A 20923-nucleotide genomic window follows, 5' to 3' on the forward strand; every position below is an offset into this window, starting at 1 on the left:
TGATTTTTATTGAATTTTATTTTTGTTGTTTTATAAAAGCCGGAAAAAGTACCGGAAAAATTATTTTTACCTATCAGCCTTTAAATACATATTTTAATAAATACACAAAATTAATACATTCACAGAAGATGCGTTGCTAGCCTGTTAGGCTACCTGCTTTTTGGGCTACTATCGGTGTTTTTCTTTCTCAAAGCTTGCTTCTATGTCTAATCAACTACTCTTTCATCCTCGCACGGTGTTAAAAGCATTACAGGCCGCTAATATACTGAAGGATGGTGCAATACCCGCTAAGCAACTTAAGCTACTACAAGGTTGGCATGATGCGATTAAAGACGGTTCTATTCATAAGCAATCTGAAGGCAACTTGCACGCGAATTTCTATAGTAGCTTATGTGAGGGTATCCTTGGCTATACCAGTTTCACTGATAAGGATAAAAAAACAGGGGTATGGACGTTAGCGAATGAAAGTGCTGTTAAAAAAACAGGGCGGGTTGATATAGGTTTTGGAAAGTTTACTGACAAAGAAAAGTTGCTGATCGCTCCCTTGGAGCTGAAGTCACCTAAAACCACGAATATGGATATAGCTATGCTAGGGCGTACTCTATCGACGGTAGAGCAAGCGGCTAAGTATGCCCGTAATAGTGAGGGAAATGCGCAATGGTTTGTGGTTTCTAATTGTATTGAGCTTAGGCTTTATAAGTTTCCTTACTCTGACTCGATTTATCAGCGCTGGCTTATTGAAGAGCTGATTCAACCTGAAAAATATGCTGAGTTTGTGCTGTTACTGAGCGCGAAAAATTTACTCGGTGGTAACACGCTTAGGTGGTTTGACGATAGCAGGCAAGTTGAAAAGGATATTACCAATCAACTCTATACTGACTATCGCAATATTAGAATTAAGTTAATCAATGGCATGAAGCGTGAAAATAATCGTTTTAGCCGTGCCAGTATGGTTACCAAAGCTCAAACATTATTAGATCGGGTTTTATTCATTGCTTATGCAGAGGATAGGGACTTACTACCCCAGAAGATTCTGAATAGCTACCTCAACAGTGCCAACGATCACTTGAGTGAATGGGATATGTTGAAACTGTTATTCGGGCATATTGACCAAGGCAAGCCCGATAAAGGCATTCCTAAATATAACGGTGATTTGTTTAAGTCTGATGCTAGCCTAGAAGAGCTGAGTATTAGTAAGGGTTTGTTGGAAGAGTTCAAACGCCTCAGTGCCTATGACTTTGCGACCGACGTGAGTGTGACCATTTTAGGGCATATTTTTGAGCAATCTATTGCTGACCTTGATCAAATTTATGAGTCGATCAATGATCAAGATGAATTAGATTTAGGCAAACAGCAGCAGGGAACGACGGGCAAGCGCAAACAAGATGGGGTGGTTTATACGCCTGATTTTATTACCCAATGGATGGTCAAGCATACCTTGGGCGCGTATTTAGAGAAGCGTAAGCAAGAGATTAAGCAGGCAGAAGATAGCGCGGCATGGTGGCTTGAATATCGCAAAATTTTAGCGACTACCAAAATTCTCGACCCTGCTTGCGGTAGTGGTGCATTTCTAGTTGCAGCTTTTCAATATTTGAAAGCTGAGTATCAGTATCTGAACAAACGCTTGCAAGAGCTAGGGGAAAAGGGCGACTTATTCGGTATTGATCTTAACCACGATATTCTAAACAACAATCTTTATGGCGTAGATATTAACGCGGAGTCGGTGGAAATTGCGCGGCTTTCCTTATGGCTAGCGACGGCTGAAAAGGGCAAACCGCTAACATCTTTAAAAGATAATATTCGCCAAGGCAATAGCCTGATTGCGGATAAGTCCTTAGACAAGCGGGCTTTCAATTGGCACGGTCGCTTTAGTGAATTTGATGTGATCTTGGGCAATCCGCCTTATGTACGTCAAGAGCGCTTAACGCCGATTAAGCCTTATTTAGAGGCTAATTATGCGACCTATCATGGGGTAGCTGATCTTTATACTTATTTCTTTGAGTTGGGTTTAAGGCTGCTGAAAAAAGGTGGGTATATGGGATTTATTAGCTCATCGACCTTTTTTAAAACAGGCAGTGGGGAAAATCTAAGGCACTATTTACAGCTTGAAAGCAATTTAAAGACGATTATTGATTTTGGCGACTTACAGGTTTTTGAGGGTGTGACTACTTATCCAGCTATTTTAATTATGGAAAAACCGATTCGTACTCGTAAGCAAGTACCATCGCAGGATTTTCGTTTTCTAAATGTGACTGTGAAAAGTGTTGAGGTTTTACCAGCAGAGTTGGATGGGGATAGCTTTGGGATAATGTCACAAAGTAAATTGGCTTTAGACGGCTGGAGTCTAGAGGATGAAAGGCTACAGCAGTTAAGACTTAAAATTACACGTGGCAAGACTATTCTTAAAGAGGCTTATAGTTCTCCTCAATATGGTATAAAAACTGGTAGAAATACAGCTTTTGTAATTGATAGCTTAACCCGCAAAAATTTAATACAAGCTGACCCTAAGTCTTTAGAGATTATTAAACCTTTTTTAGAAGGAATGGATTTAAAAAAATGGCGTGCTGAGTCTAGAGATTTATACTTAATTTTTACACGGCGTGGTATTGATATAAGTAAGTATCCTGTTATCAAGGCATATTTAGAAAAATTTCGTACTCTACTAGAACCAAAGCCTAAAGACTGGCCTGAAGGTAAAGAATGGTTAGGTAGAAAATCAGGTACTTATGCTTGGTATGAGATTCAAGATTCCGTGGATTACTATAAAAACTTTGAAAAAACCAAAATAAGTTATGGTCATTTTTCGCCTGAGCCATTGTTTAGACTTGATACTAAAAATTATTATTCCAATGATAAGTCTTATATTATACCCAATGCAGATCACTACTTGCTTGGTTTATTAAATTCTAATATACACTGGTTTTTAATTAAAGCTTTATGCCCTTATGTGAGAGGCGGTTTCTATGAGGTACGAACTTATTATATAGATACTCTGCCTATTCCAACTGCGACCGACTCGCAAAAACAAACCATTGCCCAATATGCTGAAACCTGCCAATCCCTAGCTGAGCAACGCTATCAACTCCAAAATACACTACGGCGACGTATCCCCGATCTCTGTCCAGCGGATAAAGACAATAAGTTATCAACCAAATTACATGATTGGTGGGAGCTAGATTTTAAAGCCTTTCAAGCAGAAGTTAAAACCCGCTTTAAGCGAGCCATGACCCTGCAAGAAAGTATTGAATGGGAACCCTTGTTTAATGAAACTAAAGAAAAAATTCAAAGGCTGAGCTATCAACTGAGCACTGATGAGCTAGCTTTAAATCAAGCCGTCTATGCGTTATTTGACTTAACTCAGACCGAAATTGACTTGTTAGAGCAGAACCTCAAATAGCTTAGCAGGGTAAGCCATTCATGCCAAAGGCCGCTTGTGAGTAGCGTAGTAAGGCTTTGCTGTGGGTATCTAAGGCTTTAGCCATAAGTGTTATATAGTCACAGGGCTTAAGCTCATTTTCTAAGCTTAAGGAATAATCTAAAAGATCATCGCCTGCATGTAAACCTTGCAGGCTTGCAGTCTCTAGTAGGTTTAAAGCGCCTTCTCGAAAGCGTGATTCTTCCTCAAGGGCGCGTCGTTTTTCTGTTGCGAATTTTGGCTTACTAACCATATAGGCCGTTAATAGCCTAAGCCTGTGTATAGCGGCCTCTAGGCTCTCTTTAGCCTGCAAGCGCTCATCTAAAGCGTGTTGCACTTGGGCACGATTCCAGCCTTGTTTTTGAGCTTTACGCGAAATATTAGAGCGATGAACTTCATAGCGTTGTTGCAGTTCATTAAAAGACATACGCTTAACTTCATAGTCAGTTCGGACTCGCTCCCATGTTTGCGGGCTTAAACGCTTGCTGTGTTTATTCTTCATGGTGGGTTTTCTCCTAAACTGTGACTAACACGTAATGTATCCTCACCTAAACTCGCTCTAAACCCCTTAGCCTGATTTTGTGAAAATCCACTGCAAGGGTGATGAATCTTTTTATAAAGGCTACTTCCATAAAAATCTTTGACCTGCTTGCCTCGATAACCTTTTCCCCTAACTTTCGCTAAGTACGAAATACGTTCTATTGCATGGGTTAGTGTGGCTTCATCATCTATGAAGTAAAAAGGTTTTTCAGGTATAGCAACATGATTACTAGGGTTTACAGCCTTCCATGTATCACTAAGCATTAGATTAATTTTGCTGCTATGGCGTATTTTGTTGCCATCTAAAAACAGTACCACATGATAATGTTGAGCTTTCGCTTTTTCCTGCTCTCTAACCCATAGATAACCTATAGTCGCCATACTGTATTCACGCTCTAAACGTCGTTTCAGATTCTTAAAGAACTGCGATACCCAGCGATTATTTTCTCGATAAATGTCTTTATGATGTAAGTCAAAGCGTAAAGCAAACACACGTCCCCATAGATCAAGGCAGGTTGATAGCTCTTCAGTCAATCGATGCATGATTTTACTGAACACACCTTGCTTACCTTGAAGTATTGAGTAGTGTTTACCTTCAAACTGTACAAACTTACTATAAGTAATAGTCTTACTGTTTTTAGTTCTCCTCTGCCTCTGAGAAGAGGGTTGATAATATAAATAACCGCGTTTTTTTGGTTGGGCTTGTTGGCCTGTATCCGGTACTACATTTGCGTGTTCTGTTATAGCGTGGGCAAATACCTGCGGGACAATACTAGATGCTTCAGTTTGCTGTGAGGATAGAGCTTGCATTAGCTTTTACTCCCCAAGGCAGTTGGGAATACCTTGTTTAGCAAGGCGTTGAATATAGGCAGCATCCCAAACTGAAAGCCGCTTTCCAAAGCGCATAGGTTGTTCAATACGTCCGGCTTTAACAAAGCTCCAAAATGTAGATTCTCCTAGCCCTAGAAATGCTGCACATTGGGAAACTCTAACTTTGCCAGTAGTAGGAAAAGTTTGTGTAAGCACTTGACGTTTCTCTAGTTGAGCAGTGCTTAAGGGGGCGCGTTTTCTTGGTTTGGCTTGTGTACTCATCTCTAATAACCCTTTGACTTTGTAGGTAGGGCTATTAGAGCTATTTAGGTCTTAGGAGCAATAGGCGGTAAGTCGTTGGAGTTTTTGCCTACTGCTTCCTGTAGGAGTTGGGTTGCATGCTTTACAACAGTAAGTAGGTTCTTGTTAGAGCCTGAGCTGTAGTATTCAGTAAGCTGAAAAAAGGCAATAATCCACAAGCCTGATTCAATAGCATGTTCTTTTACCCCAATATCACGTAAGTATTTTTGCGTGGATTTTTCATGCTTATTTATTATTTTCCTTAAACTAGATACATCCATGTGAAAGAATTTTTCAGCTAAGGTGCTATGCACTCGCATAACAGCATTTTTTTTCTTGACCTGTAGTAGGTAATTGATTAATGACCACGTTAGAAAAATTTTAAAATCTCTAGCAGCATACTTACCTGCGGGACGGCCTAGTTTACGTGGTTTGGGTATATTTTTAAAAGCTGTTAATAATTCTTCTTTATTATTTTCATAGTTTCTAAATATACTCGATAAAGTTTTACTAAGTTCAGTATCTATGATAGTTAGGGCTTGTATGCTTTCATCATTCATGATTTGTCTCAATTATCTAATGATTGTTTTTTTAAACCATCTAAATAATTAGCCCACCAAAGCATCATTCTTTTACGTTCTGTTACATATTCAGCCCGATTGTAAGCTTTGCGTACTTGGTTGCTTTCTGCATGTGCTAGTTGTCGTTCAATCGCATCTGGTTGAAACCCTGCTTCATTCAAGATGGTACTAGCGGTTGCTCTGAATCCATGTATAGTTGCTTGCCCTCGGTATCCCATACGGTATAAAGCATAGAGCATGGTATTCTCACTCATTACCTTGTAAGGAGTAGCTGCTTGAGGAAATAAGAACTGACTATAACCTGTGTACTCTTGAATCTCTTGCAATAGCTGGATAACTTGGGGGGCTAAGGGTACTAGATGTTCATTATCCATTTTCATTCTATGGCTTGGAATTGTCCATAAAGCAGTATCTAGATTAATTTCTTTCCACTCAGCAAAGCGTATTTCAGAAGTTCTAAGAAAAGTATATAAGGTGAGCTGAATAGCCTTTTTAGTCAGGTAGTCACCTTGATAGTTTTCAAGTACGTTTAAAAAAGCGGGTAACTCGCTTGCTGCTAAGGCCGCGTGATTTTTGCCTTTATGCTTCTTAAGAGCTTTTTCTAGCCCACCAACTGGATTATTGTTACAGCGCCCGCTAGCGACCCCATAAATAAACACATTGCTACAGCGCTGGCGTATCTGTCGCAAAAGGTCTAAGGCTCCACGTTTTTCTATACGTTTTAAAACCTCTAATATTTCTACCGTGCTGATTTCATGGATAGGCCGATCACCAACATAGGGAAAAATGTTGAGTTCTAGGGAGCGTAAAACCCCTTGTTTATGCTTTTCTGATTTCCAAGTATGTTGTTCTTTTTCCCACCATTCGCGTGCTATGGCTTCAAAAGTGTTATCAGAACTAAGCTTGTGCTTATCACGTCTTTTTTGCGCAGTAGGGCTAGTATTTTGATCTAGTAAAGCACGTGCTGCTAAATGTCGCTCCCGTGCCTCTTTCAAGGAGAGTTCAGGATAAGTACCTATGTAGAGAGTATCTGACTTATTTTGGTGTTTAAAATCAAAGCGCCAATATTTACCAATGCCCTCTTTAGTACGCTTCAGTAGTAGGTATAAGCCCCCACCATCTGCTAAACGAGCTTGATTTTGCTCAAGGTCTAAAGTAGCAGCTTTAACTGTTGCAGCGTTAAGCTTTTGTAATTCTCGTGCCATACTTTACTTTCCGGTGCTTACGAAGGTAGGGCTTGATACACCGGAAAAAATACCGGATTCTTTCCGGTGTTTCTTAGTGTTTCAAGTTAGTCTAACGTAATCTAGTAAGAGGTCAAAAGCAAGCTGTGAAGAGGGTTGTATGGGCTAACTAGAACTTTGTAAGAGAAGTGTTTGGCAGCCTCAACAGGAATCGAACCTGTATCTAGCCCTTAGGAGGGGCTTGTTCTATCCATTGAACTATGAGGCCGCAAGGGAAAGTTGGGGTATTCTAGCTTAAATCCTCCGCTTTGCTAGTCTTTTGCGGGGTTTTTAGCGGTGCAGAGTCGGGGGCAATATGAATCGTGCGCTGCGGATAAGGCATTTCAATTTTGGCTTCACGGAAGGCTTTTTCAATGGCTAAATTCAGCTCACTAGTCACCGCCATTTGTTTTTCCACATCTTTAATCACACAACGTAGTTCAAAATTGAGTGAGCTTTCTGCAAAGCCACGAAAGAAGGCTTGAACTTTTAGCTCACCATATTCACGGAGTACGGCAGGATGGGCTTCACCCACTTGGCGTAAAATAAACAAAACCTTTTCAGGATCAGAGCCATAGCTGACTCCCAGTGGAATAATGACACGCCCAAATTGATTGCTCAGCATCATATTGGTGACTTGATTAGCGATGAGTTCAGAGTTCGGCACGATAATGTCTGAGCGGTCAAAAGTTTGGATTACCGTGGAGCGAATATTGATGTCTTTGACATAGCCTTCTGTCGTGCCCACTCGAATCCAATCGCCTTTACGGATCGGGCGTTCAAACAGTAAAATCAAACCAGACACAAAGTTGTTGACAATATTTTGTAGGCCAAACCCAATCCCAACTGATAAAGCCCCTGCAATAATCGCTAGATTAGTAAATTGGATGCCAGCAATCGAGAGACCAAACAAAATCGAGAGAATAATCCCCACATAACCGGCGATAGTGACGGTGGTTTCTTTAGCACCACGGGTCATGTTAGTCCGATTCAACCAATGATTGGCTAAGCTACTTTTAATTAGATGGGTCAAACTAATTAAAATAGCCAGTGACAATAAACCGATAATAATTCGCATGGGTTCAAGGCTGAAGCTGCCGATTTTGATGCCATCCATTAATTTGGTCAGCATTAATTGCAGCGATTGTTCAGACATTCCCCATAAACGTAATAGCACTATAGCCATCAACGAGAAAATTGCGACGGCATGGGCTAAGCGCAGCCAAATCAAACCGGGCACACGTTTGCCATCTTCAATGCCTAAGCGCTTGCGTAAGCGTTTCTGCCAAGGCGCAAGCCCTTCATCAATCCCATCGAAAATTTCAGTCGGAATACGCAATAGCAGCCAAGCCACTAGAATCACAAACAACGTGCCGAACGTGCCATTAAACAAGAAAACAAAAAAATTCCGATAGCCCAACCACAAAGCCACAATTGCTGCACTTAAAGCGACCGCACCTAGCATATATAAGCGGTATTGCTGTAACCAAGGCACAGAGCGCCGCAATAGCCACAGGAGGCGAATCAGCGCTAAGCTAGAAAAGGTTCCCAGCACTATCCTAATCAATCCGACCAAACTACTCGGTGGCTCCATATCGAATAGGGTAGAGTGGAAGAGCAAGCCTAATAAAATGGCTAATAGAAAAGTGCGTGCCCAGTAATAGAGTTTTTTGCTGGTTTCAGGAATAACGGGCGTGAAATCTTTGCTCTTAGTGGCCGGACGCAACATTGCGCTGATAATCACATAGCTAATCGTGAATAAAAATAGGGTAGAGGCCAGCTCATTAATCGCGGTTACGCCTGGGTGGTTATATAACAAGGCTAAGCTAGTTAAACCAAACAGTAGAATCCAAGCCATAAAGCGAATAATGCTCCGCCAGACGGAAGCAAAGGTGGGGCTAGTTGCGACTAATCCTGAAATATCTTGCTGCGAGTAAGTATGCTTATAAATGCTCCAGACTAAGCCTACTAATAGCCCTGCAAAACCGTAGATTAAAGCCATACTAACATTTCGATAATTAATCGGTAGGGCTAGTAAAGTGGAGACAATTTGTTGAGTCTCAGTTGCCCAAAGACTAGGCTGCTGCAGGGTTTGTAAAACAAAACTTAAAGCCGAAGGACTTGCGGCAAACAAACGTTCTTTCACAATCGTTTGCTTGCTAATACTCACTTGTTCTTGGATTTGATTGGCACGTAAGGCTAACAAGCGGCACTGAGCTAGACGCGTTTCAACTTCCTTTTTTTGCTTATCTAAATCTTTGCGCTTGGTTTGCAGCTCCTTGTCTTCTTGGGGGGGCGCAGTGCCAATACTATCTAAGCCTTGCTTGACCTTGGCTTGTTCAGCTTCTTGTTGACTAATACAAGCCGCTGCAAACTGGCTTGCATTCAAAGCTTGCAAAGCAATCGGGTCTAGTAACTCAGCCGCCGACGTTTTGATGCTTAAGCGCTGTTCCGCATCTTCCAAGACTTTAGTGTGGTCTTCTAAGGTTAAAGAAGGCGCGGTGGCGGTGGTTTCTGCAAGTGCAGCAGCTTTAGTTTCTTCAGCACTCCATCCGCTAGGTGGCCAACAACAAATAAAGGCCAGTAGCAGGGTAGCTAATAAATTCAGGCTATTCATGCGAGTAAAGGCTAGCAGAGATTAGGTTCTGGCTCAATTTCATGCATCGGCTCAGCGCTGCAATTAATGCTAAAATGTTACTCAAAAATCGATGCTCGACAGTGAGTAATTAACTGTAGATAGTAACAAAAGGGCAAAAAATTAAATGATAAAAAATTTTAGATAGTGTCTTGAAAAGCCTTAATTTTTAATTAATTAGACTTGGATTTTTGGTGCCCATAGATAGGCTTGTTTTAATAGCAGGTCTACCCAAATTCGGTAAGCTAACCTACCCTTGCCAAGCAATTTGTAGCCTATTCATGTTGTTTGCTTAAAGGTGATTAATTACTAACTAGTTTGCAAACTTTGGCAATTTTTCACAAAGGGCTGCTAAGCTTAGTCTATTTACAGACAGTACAGTTTGTTGTTTTAATGCTACAGTCATCTTAGCAAACATAAGATTTAAATAAAATTGATTATTTTAATATCAGGAGAATGAACAATGAAAAAAACACTATTAGCTTCAACGATAGGTCTGTTCTTGGGTGTAGGCGCTGCACAGGCTGAAGTCACTTTATATGATTACAAAGAAGGCACTAGTGCGTATGAAGATGCTTATGTGGCGGGTGCTTTAGATTTCCATAAAAATCGTGGCGATGACCAAAATGCTTACTCTTTGAATTTAGATGCTAACTATGACCGCACGATTAGTACACCTGATCGTGATGTGAGTTACGGTGGTAGTTTGTTAGGTACAGTCAGTCGTGGTGGTGCTAAAGGTGATAAAAGTGTTGACTCGTATGTCGTTGATGCTGGTATCACAGTGGATAATTATTTTGTCCCTGGCAGCAATGGCGGCTTCTGGTATGGCTCTGCTTATGCACAAAAAATAGGCGCACCCGAAGATTTCTTTGAAGATGACACTTTTACTAAAGCAACCATCGGTGTTGGGTATGGACGTGTCACCAATGTGACGCCAATGGCCAAAGCTATTCGGGTGATGGATGAGTTGGTTCGTCGTAATGTGTTACGGGGTAAACCGGCTGTCGGCGTGTATCAAGATGTAGCCCGTATTATTTCTAAAGAAGCCGAGTATCGTTCTAGATATGGTGCTAAAGACTATGAAATCAAATGGATTTCTGATATCGAAGCGGTGATTAAACAAAGTGGTTTAACTAATAGCTTTGGCGCAACCGGTACTTTAAAAGTACGTGATGTATTGATCGATGAAAATATCTCTACACGTCGTATTGGTTGGAAAGTTCGTGCAGGTTTAAGTTATATCGGGACTAACTTTGACGGTTTAACTAATAAGCCGGGTTTAGAGTTAGGTGGCGAATATCATCTACCATTAAGCAATCAAACACAGTTCTCTAACGAGGCTGTATTCAATGCTATTCTGAACGATGGTGACAATGGTTATAATTTTAATAATAACTTGAGTCTAACGCATGAAATCGATGATCGCATCGATTGGGAAAATAACTGGAATTTGAACTATGCGAAAAACACTGGTAATGGTGATAATGTTACTACCAATACCTTAAGCTCGACTTTTGCGTATGAAATCGCTAATTCTTTAGATTTTACTACAACAGCAAGCTTGAAGAATGTTAGTGGTAGCAGTTCTACTGACACCACTAGTGGTGATGGTACCGATCGCGCTCTGACTATGGGTGTACGTTATCGCTTACGTTAATCTCCAGTTTTGGGGATAAATATTGAGGAGAGTCACTGACTCTCCTTTTTTCTTTCTAAGTATGCTAAGTTGAAAGAACCCTAGGTTTGGGCTGCTAGGTACTTAATAAGATGACAATAACTTACCAATTTGCTTGCACCCATTGCGGGCAGATTAATATCTATCAAGCGCTTCAGAATGGTGAAGAAGCTTGTTGTGTACGTTGCTCGTCGGTGCTATATCGACAGCGCAAATATATGTTCGATGCCTCATTAGCCTTAATTTTTACTGGTTTAATCCTGTTTGTGATGACTAATGCTTTCCCCTTGATTGCTTTAAAAGCCCAAGGTGTCACTCAAGAACTAACTATTTGGAAAGCCACGGCGGCGTTTTGGGAGCAAGACTATTATTGGCTCTCGGTTTTATTAGCCCTTAATTTAATCATTTTTCCTTTATTTGAACTTTTAGGTTTGTTGTGGGTGCTCTTGACCATTCGCTTGGCTTGGCAGCCACCTTGGGCGATAAAAATTTTCCGTTGGCTCAGTGAAGTCAAACCTTGGGGGATGTTAGAAGTGTTTATGCTGGGGCTATTAGTTGCAGTGGTTAAGTTAGGCGATATTGCCGTTTTAGTCGTCGGTTCTGCCTTCTGGGCATTTATCTTCTTGGTGCTGAGCATGGCGGCGCTAGGTGCTCATTTAGATCGTTTTACGGTTTGGCGAGCCTTAACAGCTTGTCCTAGTGCATAATCGGGTATGCATACCTCAACTCCACTGATTCATTGTAAAGTCTGTGCTTGTGTTGGCCAGCGGCCAGCGGTTTTACAGAAGAATGAAGTTTTGTATTGTGCCCGTTGTGGGCATCACTTACGCTCTGGACATACCAATCTACAAACTATCTGGGCTTTACTATTAGCAGCAGCTATTTTATATATTCCCGCAAATTTAATGCCCGTGATGAGTGTCTATCTACTAGGTAAAGGTCAGCCTGATACCATTGTCGGTGGGGTCATTCATCTGTATCAAGCGGGTCAATGGCCTTTAGCGGTACTCATCTTTTTAGCCAGTCTTGTCATTCCGTTATTAAAATTAATCACGCTCTCTTATCTGCTGATCACGATTCAGCGTGGCGAAAAACGACTTCAGCAAGAGCGGATGTGGTTATTTCGAGTGACGGAGTTTATTGGTCGCTGGTCGATGGTGGATGTCTTTGTAGTCGCAATTCTCTCTGGGCTGGTACAATTCGGGAATTTAGCGCATATTGAAGCCAATGCGGGCACCTTTTGCTTTGCAGCGGTTGTAGTCTTAACCATGCTAGCCGCCGCACATTTGGATGAGCGTTTAATTTGGGCTTCGGTTGATAATAATAATTCGCCGTCAATAGAAAACGCGAAATAGGAAACGCGGTATTTTGAATTCAGGTACTGACAATCTCCCTGAGCAAGTAGCTATCTCTTTGGTGAAAGTGCGTCGCCAGCGTTGGCCTTCGCCAGTATGGTTATTGCCTGTAGCGGCTGCTTTGATTGGTTTATGGCTCTTAGTGCAGAACTGGCTGCAGCAGGGCACTATTATTACCGTACATTTCCCTAGTGCTGAAGGGATTGACCCCGGTAATACGCAGGTGCGCTATAAAGCAGTGAATGTGGGCAAGGTCAAAAGCGTCAAATTTGATGCCAATATGGATCCTTTAGTCACCCTAGCGCTCAATCGTGATATTAGTGATGTCTTGGATTGTAGTGCGCAATTTTGGGTAGTGCGGCCGCGTATTCGTGGGGGAGAGATTTCAGGAATTACTACCCTGTTCTCGGGTACTTATATTGGTATGCTGCCGCAACGGGCTGAAGGTGAGCTTGAGGAAAATGAAACCTCCATTTGTTATCAGGCTTTAGAGGAACCACCTGCGACTAAGCCGAATCGTCCTGGACGGGAGTTTAAGCTAGTCACCGACTCTATGGGTTCCCTCGATATCGGTACTCCAATTTTCTATAGACAGTTACAGGTGGGAGAAGTTATCAACTATCGTTTATCAGCAGACAGTGGCAAGGTTGAGCTAGATATTTTTGTTGATGAACCTTACTACCGCTTAGTGAATAAAAATACCCGCTTTTGGGATGTGAGTGGCATTGATGTACGCGTGGATTCGGTGGGAGCAGAAGTGCGCATGGAGTCCTTAACGTCTTTATTAATCGGTGGAATTGCTTTTGAAACACCGCCGGAAGAAAATAAAAATTTGCCAATGAGTGCAGCGAATACCATTTTCAATCTCTATCCAGATTTACCCAGCAGTCGTGAAAAGCAATATCAAGATCGTTTATATTACACTTTGTATTTTAATGGTTCGTTACGTGGTTTAGCAGAAAAAGCACCCGTGGAGTTTCAAGGCATTCGTGTTGGGCAAGTCGAAAAAATTAAACTGCATTTAGATCCCAGCTCGCTGGATGTACGTATTCCAGTGTTAATTTCGATTGAGCCACAACGTTTTTCTGAAGACTTAACCTTGGCAGAAGCACCGAAGTTTATGGCGGGTTTAGTCGAGCGGGGCATGCGTGCTAAATTAGAAAATGGCAATTTGTTCACTGGGCAGATGTTTGTAGGTTTGAGTCTAGATAAGAAAGCCAAACCCGATAGCATCACTAAAGCTCAGTTCTACGATGTTTTCCCTACCTCTGCGACGCCTGTCGAAGAGCTCTCAAAAATGGCCTCTAGCATTGCTGAGGATTTGAAGTCTAGTTTGGGGGGAGTGCGCGGCTTTATTGAGAGCGGTCAATTAGATAAAACAGTGGATAATGCTAATAAGGTCTTAGTCGCCACGGAAGCTACGATGGCTGAAGCTAAAAAAGCTGTCATGGATGCACGGGCGGTTTTAGAGCAAGTGAAAACTAAAACTTTACCCGGCGTCAGCACGAACCTAGACAAAGCTACTGCTAGTTTAACGGTGGCTTTAAATCAGGTCGGTGCGAATGTCGATAAAGTCTCAACTACTTTGGATAGCTCCTTAAAAGCCGTCACCAGTGATTTAGACCAAGTATCCGGTACTTTGAATCAATCCCTCACCAGCATGACCGGAACGGCTAAGCAGGCAGGCACTGATTTTAAACGGAGTTCAGCCGAGTTCGATAAAACTTTACAACGCTTGCAGACATCTTTAACACATCTAGACCGCTTATTAGCACAAAATTCACCGACTCAATATCAAGTGACTGAGATGTTGGATGAGGTCACCGCAATGTCACGTGCAGTACGGGCACTGACAGAAACTTTGCAACGTCAGCCAGAGGCGTTAATTCGAGGGAAAAAAGATTGGGAAGAGCCTTAATTCTACTGAGCTGTTTAGTTTTAAGCGCCTGTAGCAGTGTCAAACCACAGTATTATACTTTAGGCACGCCCAGCTTAAGTTCCGTGGAAAACCAACATAAGCCCGTAAATAGTATCGGTGTTGCACGGATTCGCTTACCCAGCCTGTTAGATCGCCAAGGGATGGTGGTACGGAAAGATAATTTCAGGGTTGAAGTGTCTGAGCAAGCCCAATGGGCGGGTGTCTTACGTGATGAGGTGAATGAAAGCTTGGTTTCGGGGCTGCAAGCTGCTTTGCCCAATACACGGGTGCAAGTCGCCCCTTGGGAATTAGAGCAAACGCCGCAATATTATCTCATGGTCAACATTTTGGAGTTTGATGGTGCACCGCAAGCTGAAGCTAAACTGCGAGGGAGTTGGCAACTATTACAAGGCTCCTCGAATCGGCTGCTCAAAGCAGGCAGCATGAGCTTTAAACGGTCTGTAGTTGGAAAGGAGTTGCAGGATGTAGTGCAAGTGCAGAATGAGTTAATCGGCGATTTAATTCGTCAAGTACTGGCAGTTTTACCCTAAAGCCTAGTGGTAGTTACCTAGTTCTTCTGGGCTCATGCTTTCTAAGCGCTGCTTAGCGCGATCACGTGAAGCACGTACATGGTAACGCATCAGCAACTCTGCCATTTCTCCGTCGCCCCGCTCTAAGGCTTGTACAATTAATTCATGCTCTTGCATAGCGGTACTAGAAAAAGCTGGGCTTAAGCGCATCCGGTAAAAGCGTACCAAATCATATAAATCTTGACAAAGCATGGTCAGTAAACGCTGATTTTTACTGCCTTGGATGATACAAAAATGAAAGTCGAGATCAGCATCTTGGCTATAGTCTGTTTTGTTTAGACGCTCAGTATGCGACATACTGTCTTTATGTCGTGCTACCAAGGATTTGAGGTGAGCTAATTCAGCCTCTGTCATATTCTTCGCTGCCAAGCGTGCCGCCATACCTTCCATTGCTTCACGAATTTGATAAATTTCCATCAACTGATCAGTCGAAAAACTGACGATACGCGCACCAATATTTGGACGACGTGTCACAAGATTGCAGTTTTCGAGTTTACTAATGGCCTCACGTAAGGAGCCACGACTCACTCCATAAACACTGGCCAACTCGGGTTCGCTGATTTTTTTGCCGGCGGGCAATTCGCCTTCTAGAATGGCGCGCCGCAAGTCCAAGAATAGGCGATCAGCGATCGTCACGGGTTCATAGGAATGACAGGCAGGGTGAAATGGCATGCTAGTGGTCTCAGGTCGATTTACGTGTTCTGTGTTTTTATGTTGACGATCATAGTTCAAAGAGTCTGTTTTTTAAAGAATAGAGAGGAGATTGTCGACAATTTTATTTCAGTCAAAATGAATTAATAACCACGATAGGATAGGGCGCAAATGTGAAGCTGAGTAGATCTAAGTATAGTAAACGCTTTAGTTTGCCGATTAGTGCTAGAGATGAGTGAAATGGAGACTGTAATTGCTGTCAGCCATCTACAAAAACAAGTGCTCGCTGCTGCCGCGAATAATAATAAGGAAACTTTGAACATTCTTGCTGATATTAATCTAAGCATCGTAGCTGGGACTTCAGTGGCTATAACCGGTACATCCGGCTCGGGTAAAAGTACCTTACTGGGTTTATTAGCGGGTTTAGATGTACCGAGTGCAGGTAGGCTGGCTTTGTTTAGGCAAGATTTAACGAAGTTATCAGAAGATCAGCGTGCGGCCTTGCGTTTAGGGAAAGTCGGCTTTGTTTTCCAGTCTTTCCATTTATTAGAGCATCTAACGGCGTTAGAGAATGTTTTATTACCGCTTGAACTAGGCAAGCATAGCGGTGATTTGAAGCAAGTGGCTTTAGCGGCTTTAGAGCAAGTCGGTTTGGTTGCACGTGCTCAACAGTTAGTAACGAAACTGTCCGGTGGTGAACAGCAACGGGTGGCTTTAGCAAGGGCTTTTGTCACTCAGCCGAAACTACTATTTGCGGATGAACCTACCGGCAATTTAGATCGGCATACGGGGCAAGAAGTCGCTGCTTTATTATTTCGCTTGCAACGCGATCATCAAACGACGTTAGTCTTAGTCACGCATGATGAATCTTTGGCGGCTCAATGTGATGCTTGGTATCGCCTCATGGAAGGACGTTTGCAGCGTCAGGAGCAGGCAGCATGAGGGTATACTGGCGGCAATGGATACGGCGTTGGCGTTTACCAGAAATGCGTCTGCTGTTCTTAGCGTTATGGATTTCAGCCTTAGCAGTGGCAGCGGTTGGGTTTTTCACTGATCGTGTCGAATCTGCCATGGAACGGCAAGCGAGCCAAGTGTTAGGTGGCGATTTAGTCGTGAGTTCTTCAAGACCTTTGCCAGATAACTATCGGCAACTCGCTACTCAGGTGGGTGCGAATATGGCTGAAGTCATTAGTTTCCGCAGTATGCTGTCGTTCGGTGAAGCAACTCAGTTGGTACAGGTTAAAGCTGTGTCGACTCATTATCCCTTGATAGGGCAGTTACAAGGATCTAAAGATTTAAATACAGTGGGTTTGTCTTTAAACGGACAGTTACCGGCGAGTGGCCAAGTCTGGGCTGAGCCGCGTTTATTCGATGCCCTACAAGTGCCCATGAATGCCACAGTCGTGTTAGGCAAAAGTCAGTTTGCGCTAACGACAGCCGTGACTAAAGACCCTTCTCAAGGGATTAATTTTTTCCAGATTGCGCCTCAAGTGATTATTCCCTTAGCCGATTTGCCAGCTACAGGTTTGTTGTCGCCTGCAAGTCGTGCGGAATTCTCTTTACTCTTCACGGGTTCAGACCGAGCTATTCGTGAGCTGAAAGCTAATTTAGAAACCAAGTTAGCACCAACTGAGCGGATTCGGTCTTTGCAAGAGGGCGCGCAGAATGTACAGCAAGCTTTGCAAAGAGCTGGACGATTTATAGGCTTAGCGGCGCTACTGAGTGTAGTTTTGGCTGGTGCGGCGATTGTCTTGACGGCAGCTAGTTTAGTTCGGCATGAAACTCGTTCGGTCGCAGTCCTCAAAGCTTTTGGTTTAGCACGGCGACGGATTTTAGTCGATTATCTGGGTAATCTTTGGCTGTTAGCCTTAATCGCGGGTGTACTTGGTGCAATGGTGGGCTTTTTCTTACAAGCTTTGCTCGCATACTGGTTAGTACAAGTGGTCGCGATTGATTTACCAGCTGCGAGTTGGACTTCAGCTTGGGTCAGTATAGTGACCGCACTAGTAATGGTAACAGGCTTTGCTTTACCCGCTTTATTGCGCTTATTAGATACCTCGCCCATGCAGATTTTGCAGGGCAGTTTTCCTAGACAGAAGAGCTTAGCCAATTGGCTGATTTTAAGCATTTTACCTGCTATTTTTATTTTGCTATGGATTCAAGCGCGTGAGTTGCGTTTAGCGGTTTGGGTATTTTTCGGCTTAATTGCTGCAGTTTTGTTGTTTTGGTGGATTAGCAAATTAGTCTTAAATGGTTTGGCACGCTTAAGCACCCGACCTGCTTGGCAATGGTTAGCACTGATGCGTCAGAGTCGCCGTTCTTTATTGTTAGTTGTCGTGTTTGCAATAGGCTTGTTTACCCTGTTATTACTCACAGCCTTGCGTACCGACTTGATCAATCGTTGGCAAGCGAGTGTGCCTGCGGATGCGCCTAATTATTTCTTGATCAATATTCAAGCTAATGAGCAAGCTAAGTTGGAACAGTTTTTCCAGCAAAAACAACTACAAACAACGCTCTATCCAATGATTCGTGGGCGCTTGGTGGAAATTAATCAACAGCCTGTTACCTCGGATGATTATCCCAAAGCTGAAGCTAAACGTATGTTGGAGCGCGAGTTTAATCTGTCCTCCTTTGCGAATTTTCCAGAAAGCAATAAGCTGCTAGCAGGCAAGTGGTTTGATACGCAAACTCAGGGTTTTTCGATTGAGAAAGGCATTGGCGAAACTTTAGGATTTAACTTAGGTGACAGCTTAACTTTTGATATTGCCGGGCAACGCTTTACTGAAACGATTACCAGTGTGCGTGAAGTGCGCTGGGACAGTATGCAACCGAATTTCTTTGTGATTGCAGCGCCCGGAACTTTACTCGATAAACCTTATACTTTAATCACCAGCTTGCATGTACCCACTGCTAAGCCCGAACTGATTCCGCAAATGATTCGCCAATTTCCAAGTATTACCGCGATTGATACTAGCGCGATTTTGGGGCAAGTACGCTCGTTAGTTGAACAAGCTACTTTAGCCGTACAAGGGGTATTTGCTTTTACATTGGTAACGGGCTTATTAGTGCTATGGTCCGCTTTGCAAGCGCAGAAACCTGAGCGTCAACGGGAACTAGCGGTGTTGAAATCCTTAGGGGCAAGTTCACAACTGTTACGCCAACGCATTTGGCGAGAATTTTTGCTCTTGGGTGGTTTGGCTGGAGTTTTAGCAGGTAGCTTGACGATGTTGGCGGCGAATCTCTTAGGCTATTACCTATTTGATTTAGCGCTTAGCCTTAATCCATGGCTAATCCTGCTTGGAGCTTTGGTTGGTGCTGTGCTAGTAGCGAGCGTGGCTTGGTTAAATTTACGCAGTTTATTGCGGGTAGCACCGATGGCCTTGTTGAAAACTTAACAGTTTGTCGGTTGGCTCACCTTTCTCTGAAAAATATTAGCTACAATCAAGCTTAATTATAAAAATAAGCCACTGTATCTGAGTGAGGTAGTGATGGACACGACAGCAGAGCGTCAGGATATTTCGCGTTACACGATTCCTTTAAGCGAGTCGAAGGCGAAAGAGTGGATCGATTCTTTATCCATGACTGACTTTGGTGATACTACTAAGCGTGTTTATCATGGTTTAGCCGATTTGAATCGGCGTTCACTCTCACCGGTGGTACGAATTCGCATTGGGGAGCGTTTGCGCCCTATCTTTGATTTAATGTTGAAAAATCTTAACCGGCATTTGAGTTGCCGTGCTTTCCCTTTACCTGAGCGTGGTCAGCGCATTTTCGATTTAAACCAATCCTTGTTGCTAGAGTTTTCAGGTCTCTATCAATTAGCTGCACTGGATATGATCACACGTGATGAGGTGAGTAAACGTGCCTTACAGATTACGATTTATCGAGTGCTTGACTATTTAGGGCTATATTTGATGAGTACCTATTCAGTTTATGTGCGTACCCGTGAATCGATTTGGCATGATATTCATCACATGTATCTGCTCGCTAGTGAGCGGGGTTTAGATAAAGCACGTTTGAGTGAAGGCCGTGAGGGTGCTAGTAGTATTGAAGAGCGCTATATCCAACTAAATGTCTTACCATTATTCAAGCCTTATAGTCTGCGCCAAGAAGAAATAGTGCGCATTGCGCGTTACGTGGAATCCATCACTCATTTAATAAAGGTTTCTAATGAACCTTTGCATTCGGACGCAAATCAAAATTTCGTACATGCAGCAATGCTGAATAATGCTGAACCAGCAGTTATTATGCCTTATCGAGATTTGCCACACTCGCCTACTGTCCGAGTATTTAATTTAGCACCGGTAATTTTAGATTTAGATCGACAAATTCAAGAGATATCCCAAGAGCAAAGTTCTGGTTTGATCCTGAAGAACGGATTAAGTCGTAATTTACTAAAGCGTATGGTTTTTCATTTAACGATCATTCGTAATCGCCAATTTAATCGCTTCCCTAAACAAGAAAAAATGGCCGTAGTTTTAGGGATGCAAAGCATATTAGAAGTATTATATCAAGCTTATCATGGTAGTAGCTCTGATCAAAAGCGTGAGGAGGATATTTTATTCGACAATATGCTCTATGGTGAAGCTAGTTTGGTGACTGGTAGTAAGCGAAATGTAGATGAAACCACCAATAATATGCAAATCTGGGATCTAATTAATAGCAGCGTTGGTGGCTATGGCTTGCGTTGGACGCATAAAGAAAGCTCTGCGATCCGGGTTGGTGAACTAATTGGTTTGCGAGATATATCTCATGATGAAAATACTTGGGTGGTTGGAGTGGTTAAATGGATGGAATATATTAATAAACAAGGTCTATTCTGTGGTATAGAGTTATTATCCACCAAGGTACAAGCCTTAAAAGCTACTGCGGTAGTTAATCGTGAAGTCACTAATAAATTCCCACAGCAAGGTTTAATGTTACCGAGTGTGGACGGTTTACGCGAAGATCCAGTATTAATTTTGCCTTCTTATATTTTTCAGTCAGGTGACAAATTAATCATTGACCTACAAGGGCGGGAAGAACAAGTGGTCTTGTCCTCACTAGATGAGTGTTTAGGTGCTTTTGCTTACTTTCGTTACAAAATTCTCACCGAAGAAGATAAAAAGCCGCCTGAAGATGACTTTGGCAGTTTATGGTTAGATCTATAGATAAATTTGATGGGTTAATCAGCCTGTCAAGTCACTAGATACGGTGGTCGGGAAAACTGGCTTTCTGACTTTTGCCT

The 20923-nt window shown here is 42.6% G+C and carries 16 protein-coding genes and 1 tRNA gene; 9 read left to right on the plus strand and 8 right to left on the minus strand.

All coding sequences use genetic code 11. From position 1 onward, the window contains the following. Window positions 1-202 precede the first annotated feature (202 nt). Window positions 203-3397, plus strand: a complete 3195-nt coding sequence (locus Q0307_RS00075) for an N-6 DNA methylase (protein ID WP_298654703.1) — start codon at window positions 203-205, stop codon at window positions 3395-3397. 1 nt (window position 3398) lies between these two features. Here Q0307_RS00075 and Q0307_RS00080 read toward each other — a convergent pair whose 3' ends face one another. The 7 genes from Q0307_RS00080 to Q0307_RS00110 all read right to left on the minus strand — a co-directional run bounded on the left by Q0307_RS00080 (window position 3399) and on the right by Q0307_RS00110 (window position 9486). Next, window positions 3399-3917, minus strand: coding sequence for a hypothetical protein (locus Q0307_RS00080; protein ID WP_298654705.1), 519 nt, complete (start codon window positions 3915-3917; stop codon window positions 3399-3401). Then, window positions 3914-4765 (minus strand): inovirus-type Gp2 protein, encoded by an 852-nt coding sequence (locus tag Q0307_RS00085; RefSeq protein ID WP_298654707.1) that lies wholly within the window; start codon window positions 4763-4765, stop codon window positions 3914-3916. The genes Q0307_RS00080 and Q0307_RS00085 overlap by 4 nt, the downstream gene beginning before the upstream one ends. A 6-nt stretch (window positions 4766-4771) precedes the next feature. Then, window positions 4772-5047 (minus strand): hypothetical protein, encoded by a 276-nt coding sequence (locus Q0307_RS00090; protein WP_298654709.1) that lies wholly within the window; start codon window positions 5045-5047, stop codon window positions 4772-4774. Between the two features lie 44 nt (window positions 5048-5091). Next, window positions 5092-5625 (minus strand): hypothetical protein, encoded by a 534-nt coding sequence (locus Q0307_RS00095; RefSeq protein ID WP_298654710.1) that lies wholly within the window; start codon window positions 5623-5625, stop codon window positions 5092-5094. Window positions 5626-5633: 8 nt separating this feature from the next. Further along, window positions 5634-6851 (minus strand): tyrosine-type recombinase/integrase, encoded by a 1218-nt coding sequence (locus Q0307_RS00100; protein WP_298654712.1) that lies wholly within the window; start codon window positions 6849-6851, stop codon window positions 5634-5636. 172 nt (window positions 6852-7023) lie between these two features. Further along, window positions 7024-7098 (minus strand) — tRNA-Arg (locus Q0307_RS00105). A gap of 21 nt (window positions 7099-7119) precedes the next feature. Then, on the minus strand, window positions 7120-9486 hold the full coding sequence (locus Q0307_RS00110; RefSeq protein WP_298654714.1) for a mechanosensitive ion channel domain-containing protein: 2367 nt from the start codon (window positions 9484-9486) through the stop codon (window positions 7120-7122). A 481-nt stretch (window positions 9487-9967) separates the two neighbouring features. Between Q0307_RS00110 and Q0307_RS00115 the strand changes: the two genes are divergently transcribed. The 5 genes from Q0307_RS00115 (at window position 9968) to Q0307_RS00135 (ending at window position 15006) form a co-directional block, all read left to right on the plus strand. Continuing rightward, window positions 9968-11164 (plus strand): DUF481 domain-containing protein, encoded by a 1197-nt coding sequence (locus Q0307_RS00115; RefSeq protein WP_298654716.1) that lies wholly within the window; start codon window positions 9968-9970, stop codon window positions 11162-11164. 110 nt (window positions 11165-11274) lie between these two features. Continuing rightward, the gene (locus tag Q0307_RS00120; RefSeq protein ID WP_298654718.1) at window positions 11275-11889 is read left to right on the plus strand and encodes a paraquat-inducible protein A; all 615 of its coding nucleotides are present in this window, start codon (window positions 11275-11277) and stop codon (window positions 11887-11889) included. Between the two features lie 6 nt (window positions 11890-11895). Beyond that, complete coding sequence (locus Q0307_RS00125; protein ID WP_298654719.1) at window positions 11896-12537, plus strand: paraquat-inducible protein A; 642 nt, start codon at window positions 11896-11898, stop codon at window positions 12535-12537. 13 nt (window positions 12538-12550) lie between these two features. After that, window positions 12551-14455 carry an MlaD family protein gene (locus Q0307_RS00130; protein WP_298654721.1) on the plus strand — a complete coding sequence of 635 codons (1905 nt, stop codon included), beginning with the start codon at window positions 12551-12553 and terminating at the stop codon, window positions 14453-14455. Beyond that, window positions 14440-15006 (plus strand): membrane integrity-associated transporter subunit PqiC, encoded by a 567-nt coding sequence (locus Q0307_RS00135; protein ID WP_298654723.1) that lies wholly within the window; start codon window positions 14440-14442, stop codon window positions 15004-15006. Before Q0307_RS00130 ends, Q0307_RS00135 begins: the two co-directional genes overlap by 16 nt. Before the next feature lie 3 nt (window positions 15007-15009). Here Q0307_RS00135 and Q0307_RS00140 read toward each other — a convergent pair whose 3' ends face one another. After that, window positions 15010-15717, minus strand: a complete 708-nt coding sequence (locus Q0307_RS00140; protein WP_298654725.1) for a GntR family transcriptional regulator — start codon at window positions 15715-15717, stop codon at window positions 15010-15012. Window positions 15718-15927: 210 nt separating this feature from the next. Between Q0307_RS00140 and Q0307_RS00145 the strand changes: the two genes are divergently transcribed. From Q0307_RS00145 to Q0307_RS00155, 3 genes are all read left to right on the plus strand, one after another. Continuing rightward, a complete protein-coding gene (locus Q0307_RS00145; protein WP_366936727.1) occupies window positions 15928-16638 on the plus strand; it encodes an ABC transporter ATP-binding protein in 711 nt (236 codons plus the stop codon). Beyond that, a complete protein-coding gene (locus Q0307_RS00150; protein WP_298654727.1) occupies window positions 16635-19091 on the plus strand; it encodes an FtsX-like permease family protein in 2457 nt (818 codons plus the stop codon). The genes Q0307_RS00145 and Q0307_RS00150 overlap by 4 nt, the downstream gene beginning before the upstream one ends. A gap of 93 nt (window positions 19092-19184) precedes the next feature. Then, window positions 19185-20846, plus strand: a complete 1662-nt coding sequence (locus Q0307_RS00155; RefSeq protein ID WP_298654729.1) for a hypothetical protein — start codon at window positions 19185-19187, stop codon at window positions 20844-20846. Window positions 20847-20923: the final 77 nt, after the last annotated feature.

The sequence above is a fragment of the uncultured Thiothrix sp. genome, assembly GCF_937873765.1.
Classification (GTDB): domain Bacteria; phylum Pseudomonadota; class Gammaproteobacteria; order Thiotrichales; family Thiotrichaceae; genus Thiolinea.

Excerpts from the sequence above, each read along its gene's own strand:
- Q0307_RS00075 (WP_298654703.1), top strand. The coding sequence starts at position 203 with ATGTCTAATCAACTACTCTTTCATCCTCGCACGGTGTTAAAAGCATTA.
- Q0307_RS00080 (WP_298654705.1), bottom strand. The coding sequence starts at position 3,917 with ATGAAGAATAAACACAGCAAGCGTTTAAGCCCGCAAACATGGGAGCGA.
- Q0307_RS00085 (WP_298654707.1), bottom strand. The coding sequence starts at position 4,765 with ATGCAAGCTCTATCCTCACAGCAAACTGAAGCATCTAGTATTGTCCCG.
- Q0307_RS00090 (WP_298654709.1), bottom strand. The coding sequence starts at position 5,047 with ATGAGTACACAAGCCAAACCAAGAAAACGCGCCCCCTTAAGCACTGCT.
- Q0307_RS00095 (WP_298654710.1), bottom strand. The coding sequence starts at position 5,625 with ATGAATGATGAAAGCATACAAGCCCTAACTATCATAGATACTGAACTT.
- Q0307_RS00100 (WP_298654712.1), bottom strand. The coding sequence starts at position 6,851 with ATGGCACGAGAATTACAAAAGCTTAACGCTGCAACAGTTAAAGCTGCT.
- Q0307_RS00110 (WP_298654714.1), bottom strand. The coding sequence starts at position 9,486 with ATGAATAGCCTGAATTTATTAGCTACCCTGCTACTGGCCTTTATTTGT.
- Q0307_RS00115 (WP_298654716.1), top strand. The coding sequence starts at position 9,968 with ATGAAAAAAACACTATTAGCTTCAACGATAGGTCTGTTCTTGGGTGTA.
- Q0307_RS00120 (WP_298654718.1), top strand. The coding sequence starts at position 11,275 with ATGACAATAACTTACCAATTTGCTTGCACCCATTGCGGGCAGATTAAT.
- Q0307_RS00125 (WP_298654719.1), top strand. The coding sequence starts at position 11,896 with ATGCATACCTCAACTCCACTGATTCATTGTAAAGTCTGTGCTTGTGTT.
- Q0307_RS00140 (WP_298654725.1), bottom strand. The coding sequence starts at position 15,717 with ATGCCATTTCACCCTGCCTGTCATTCCTATGAACCCGTGACGATCGCT.
- Q0307_RS00145 (WP_366936727.1), top strand. The coding sequence starts at position 15,928 with ATGAGTGAAATGGAGACTGTAATTGCTGTCAGCCATCTACAAAAACAA.
- Q0307_RS00150 (WP_298654727.1), top strand. The coding sequence starts at position 16,635 with ATGAGGGTATACTGGCGGCAATGGATACGGCGTTGGCGTTTACCAGAA.
- Q0307_RS00155 (WP_298654729.1), top strand. The coding sequence starts at position 19,185 with ATGGACACGACAGCAGAGCGTCAGGATATTTCGCGTTACACGATTCCT.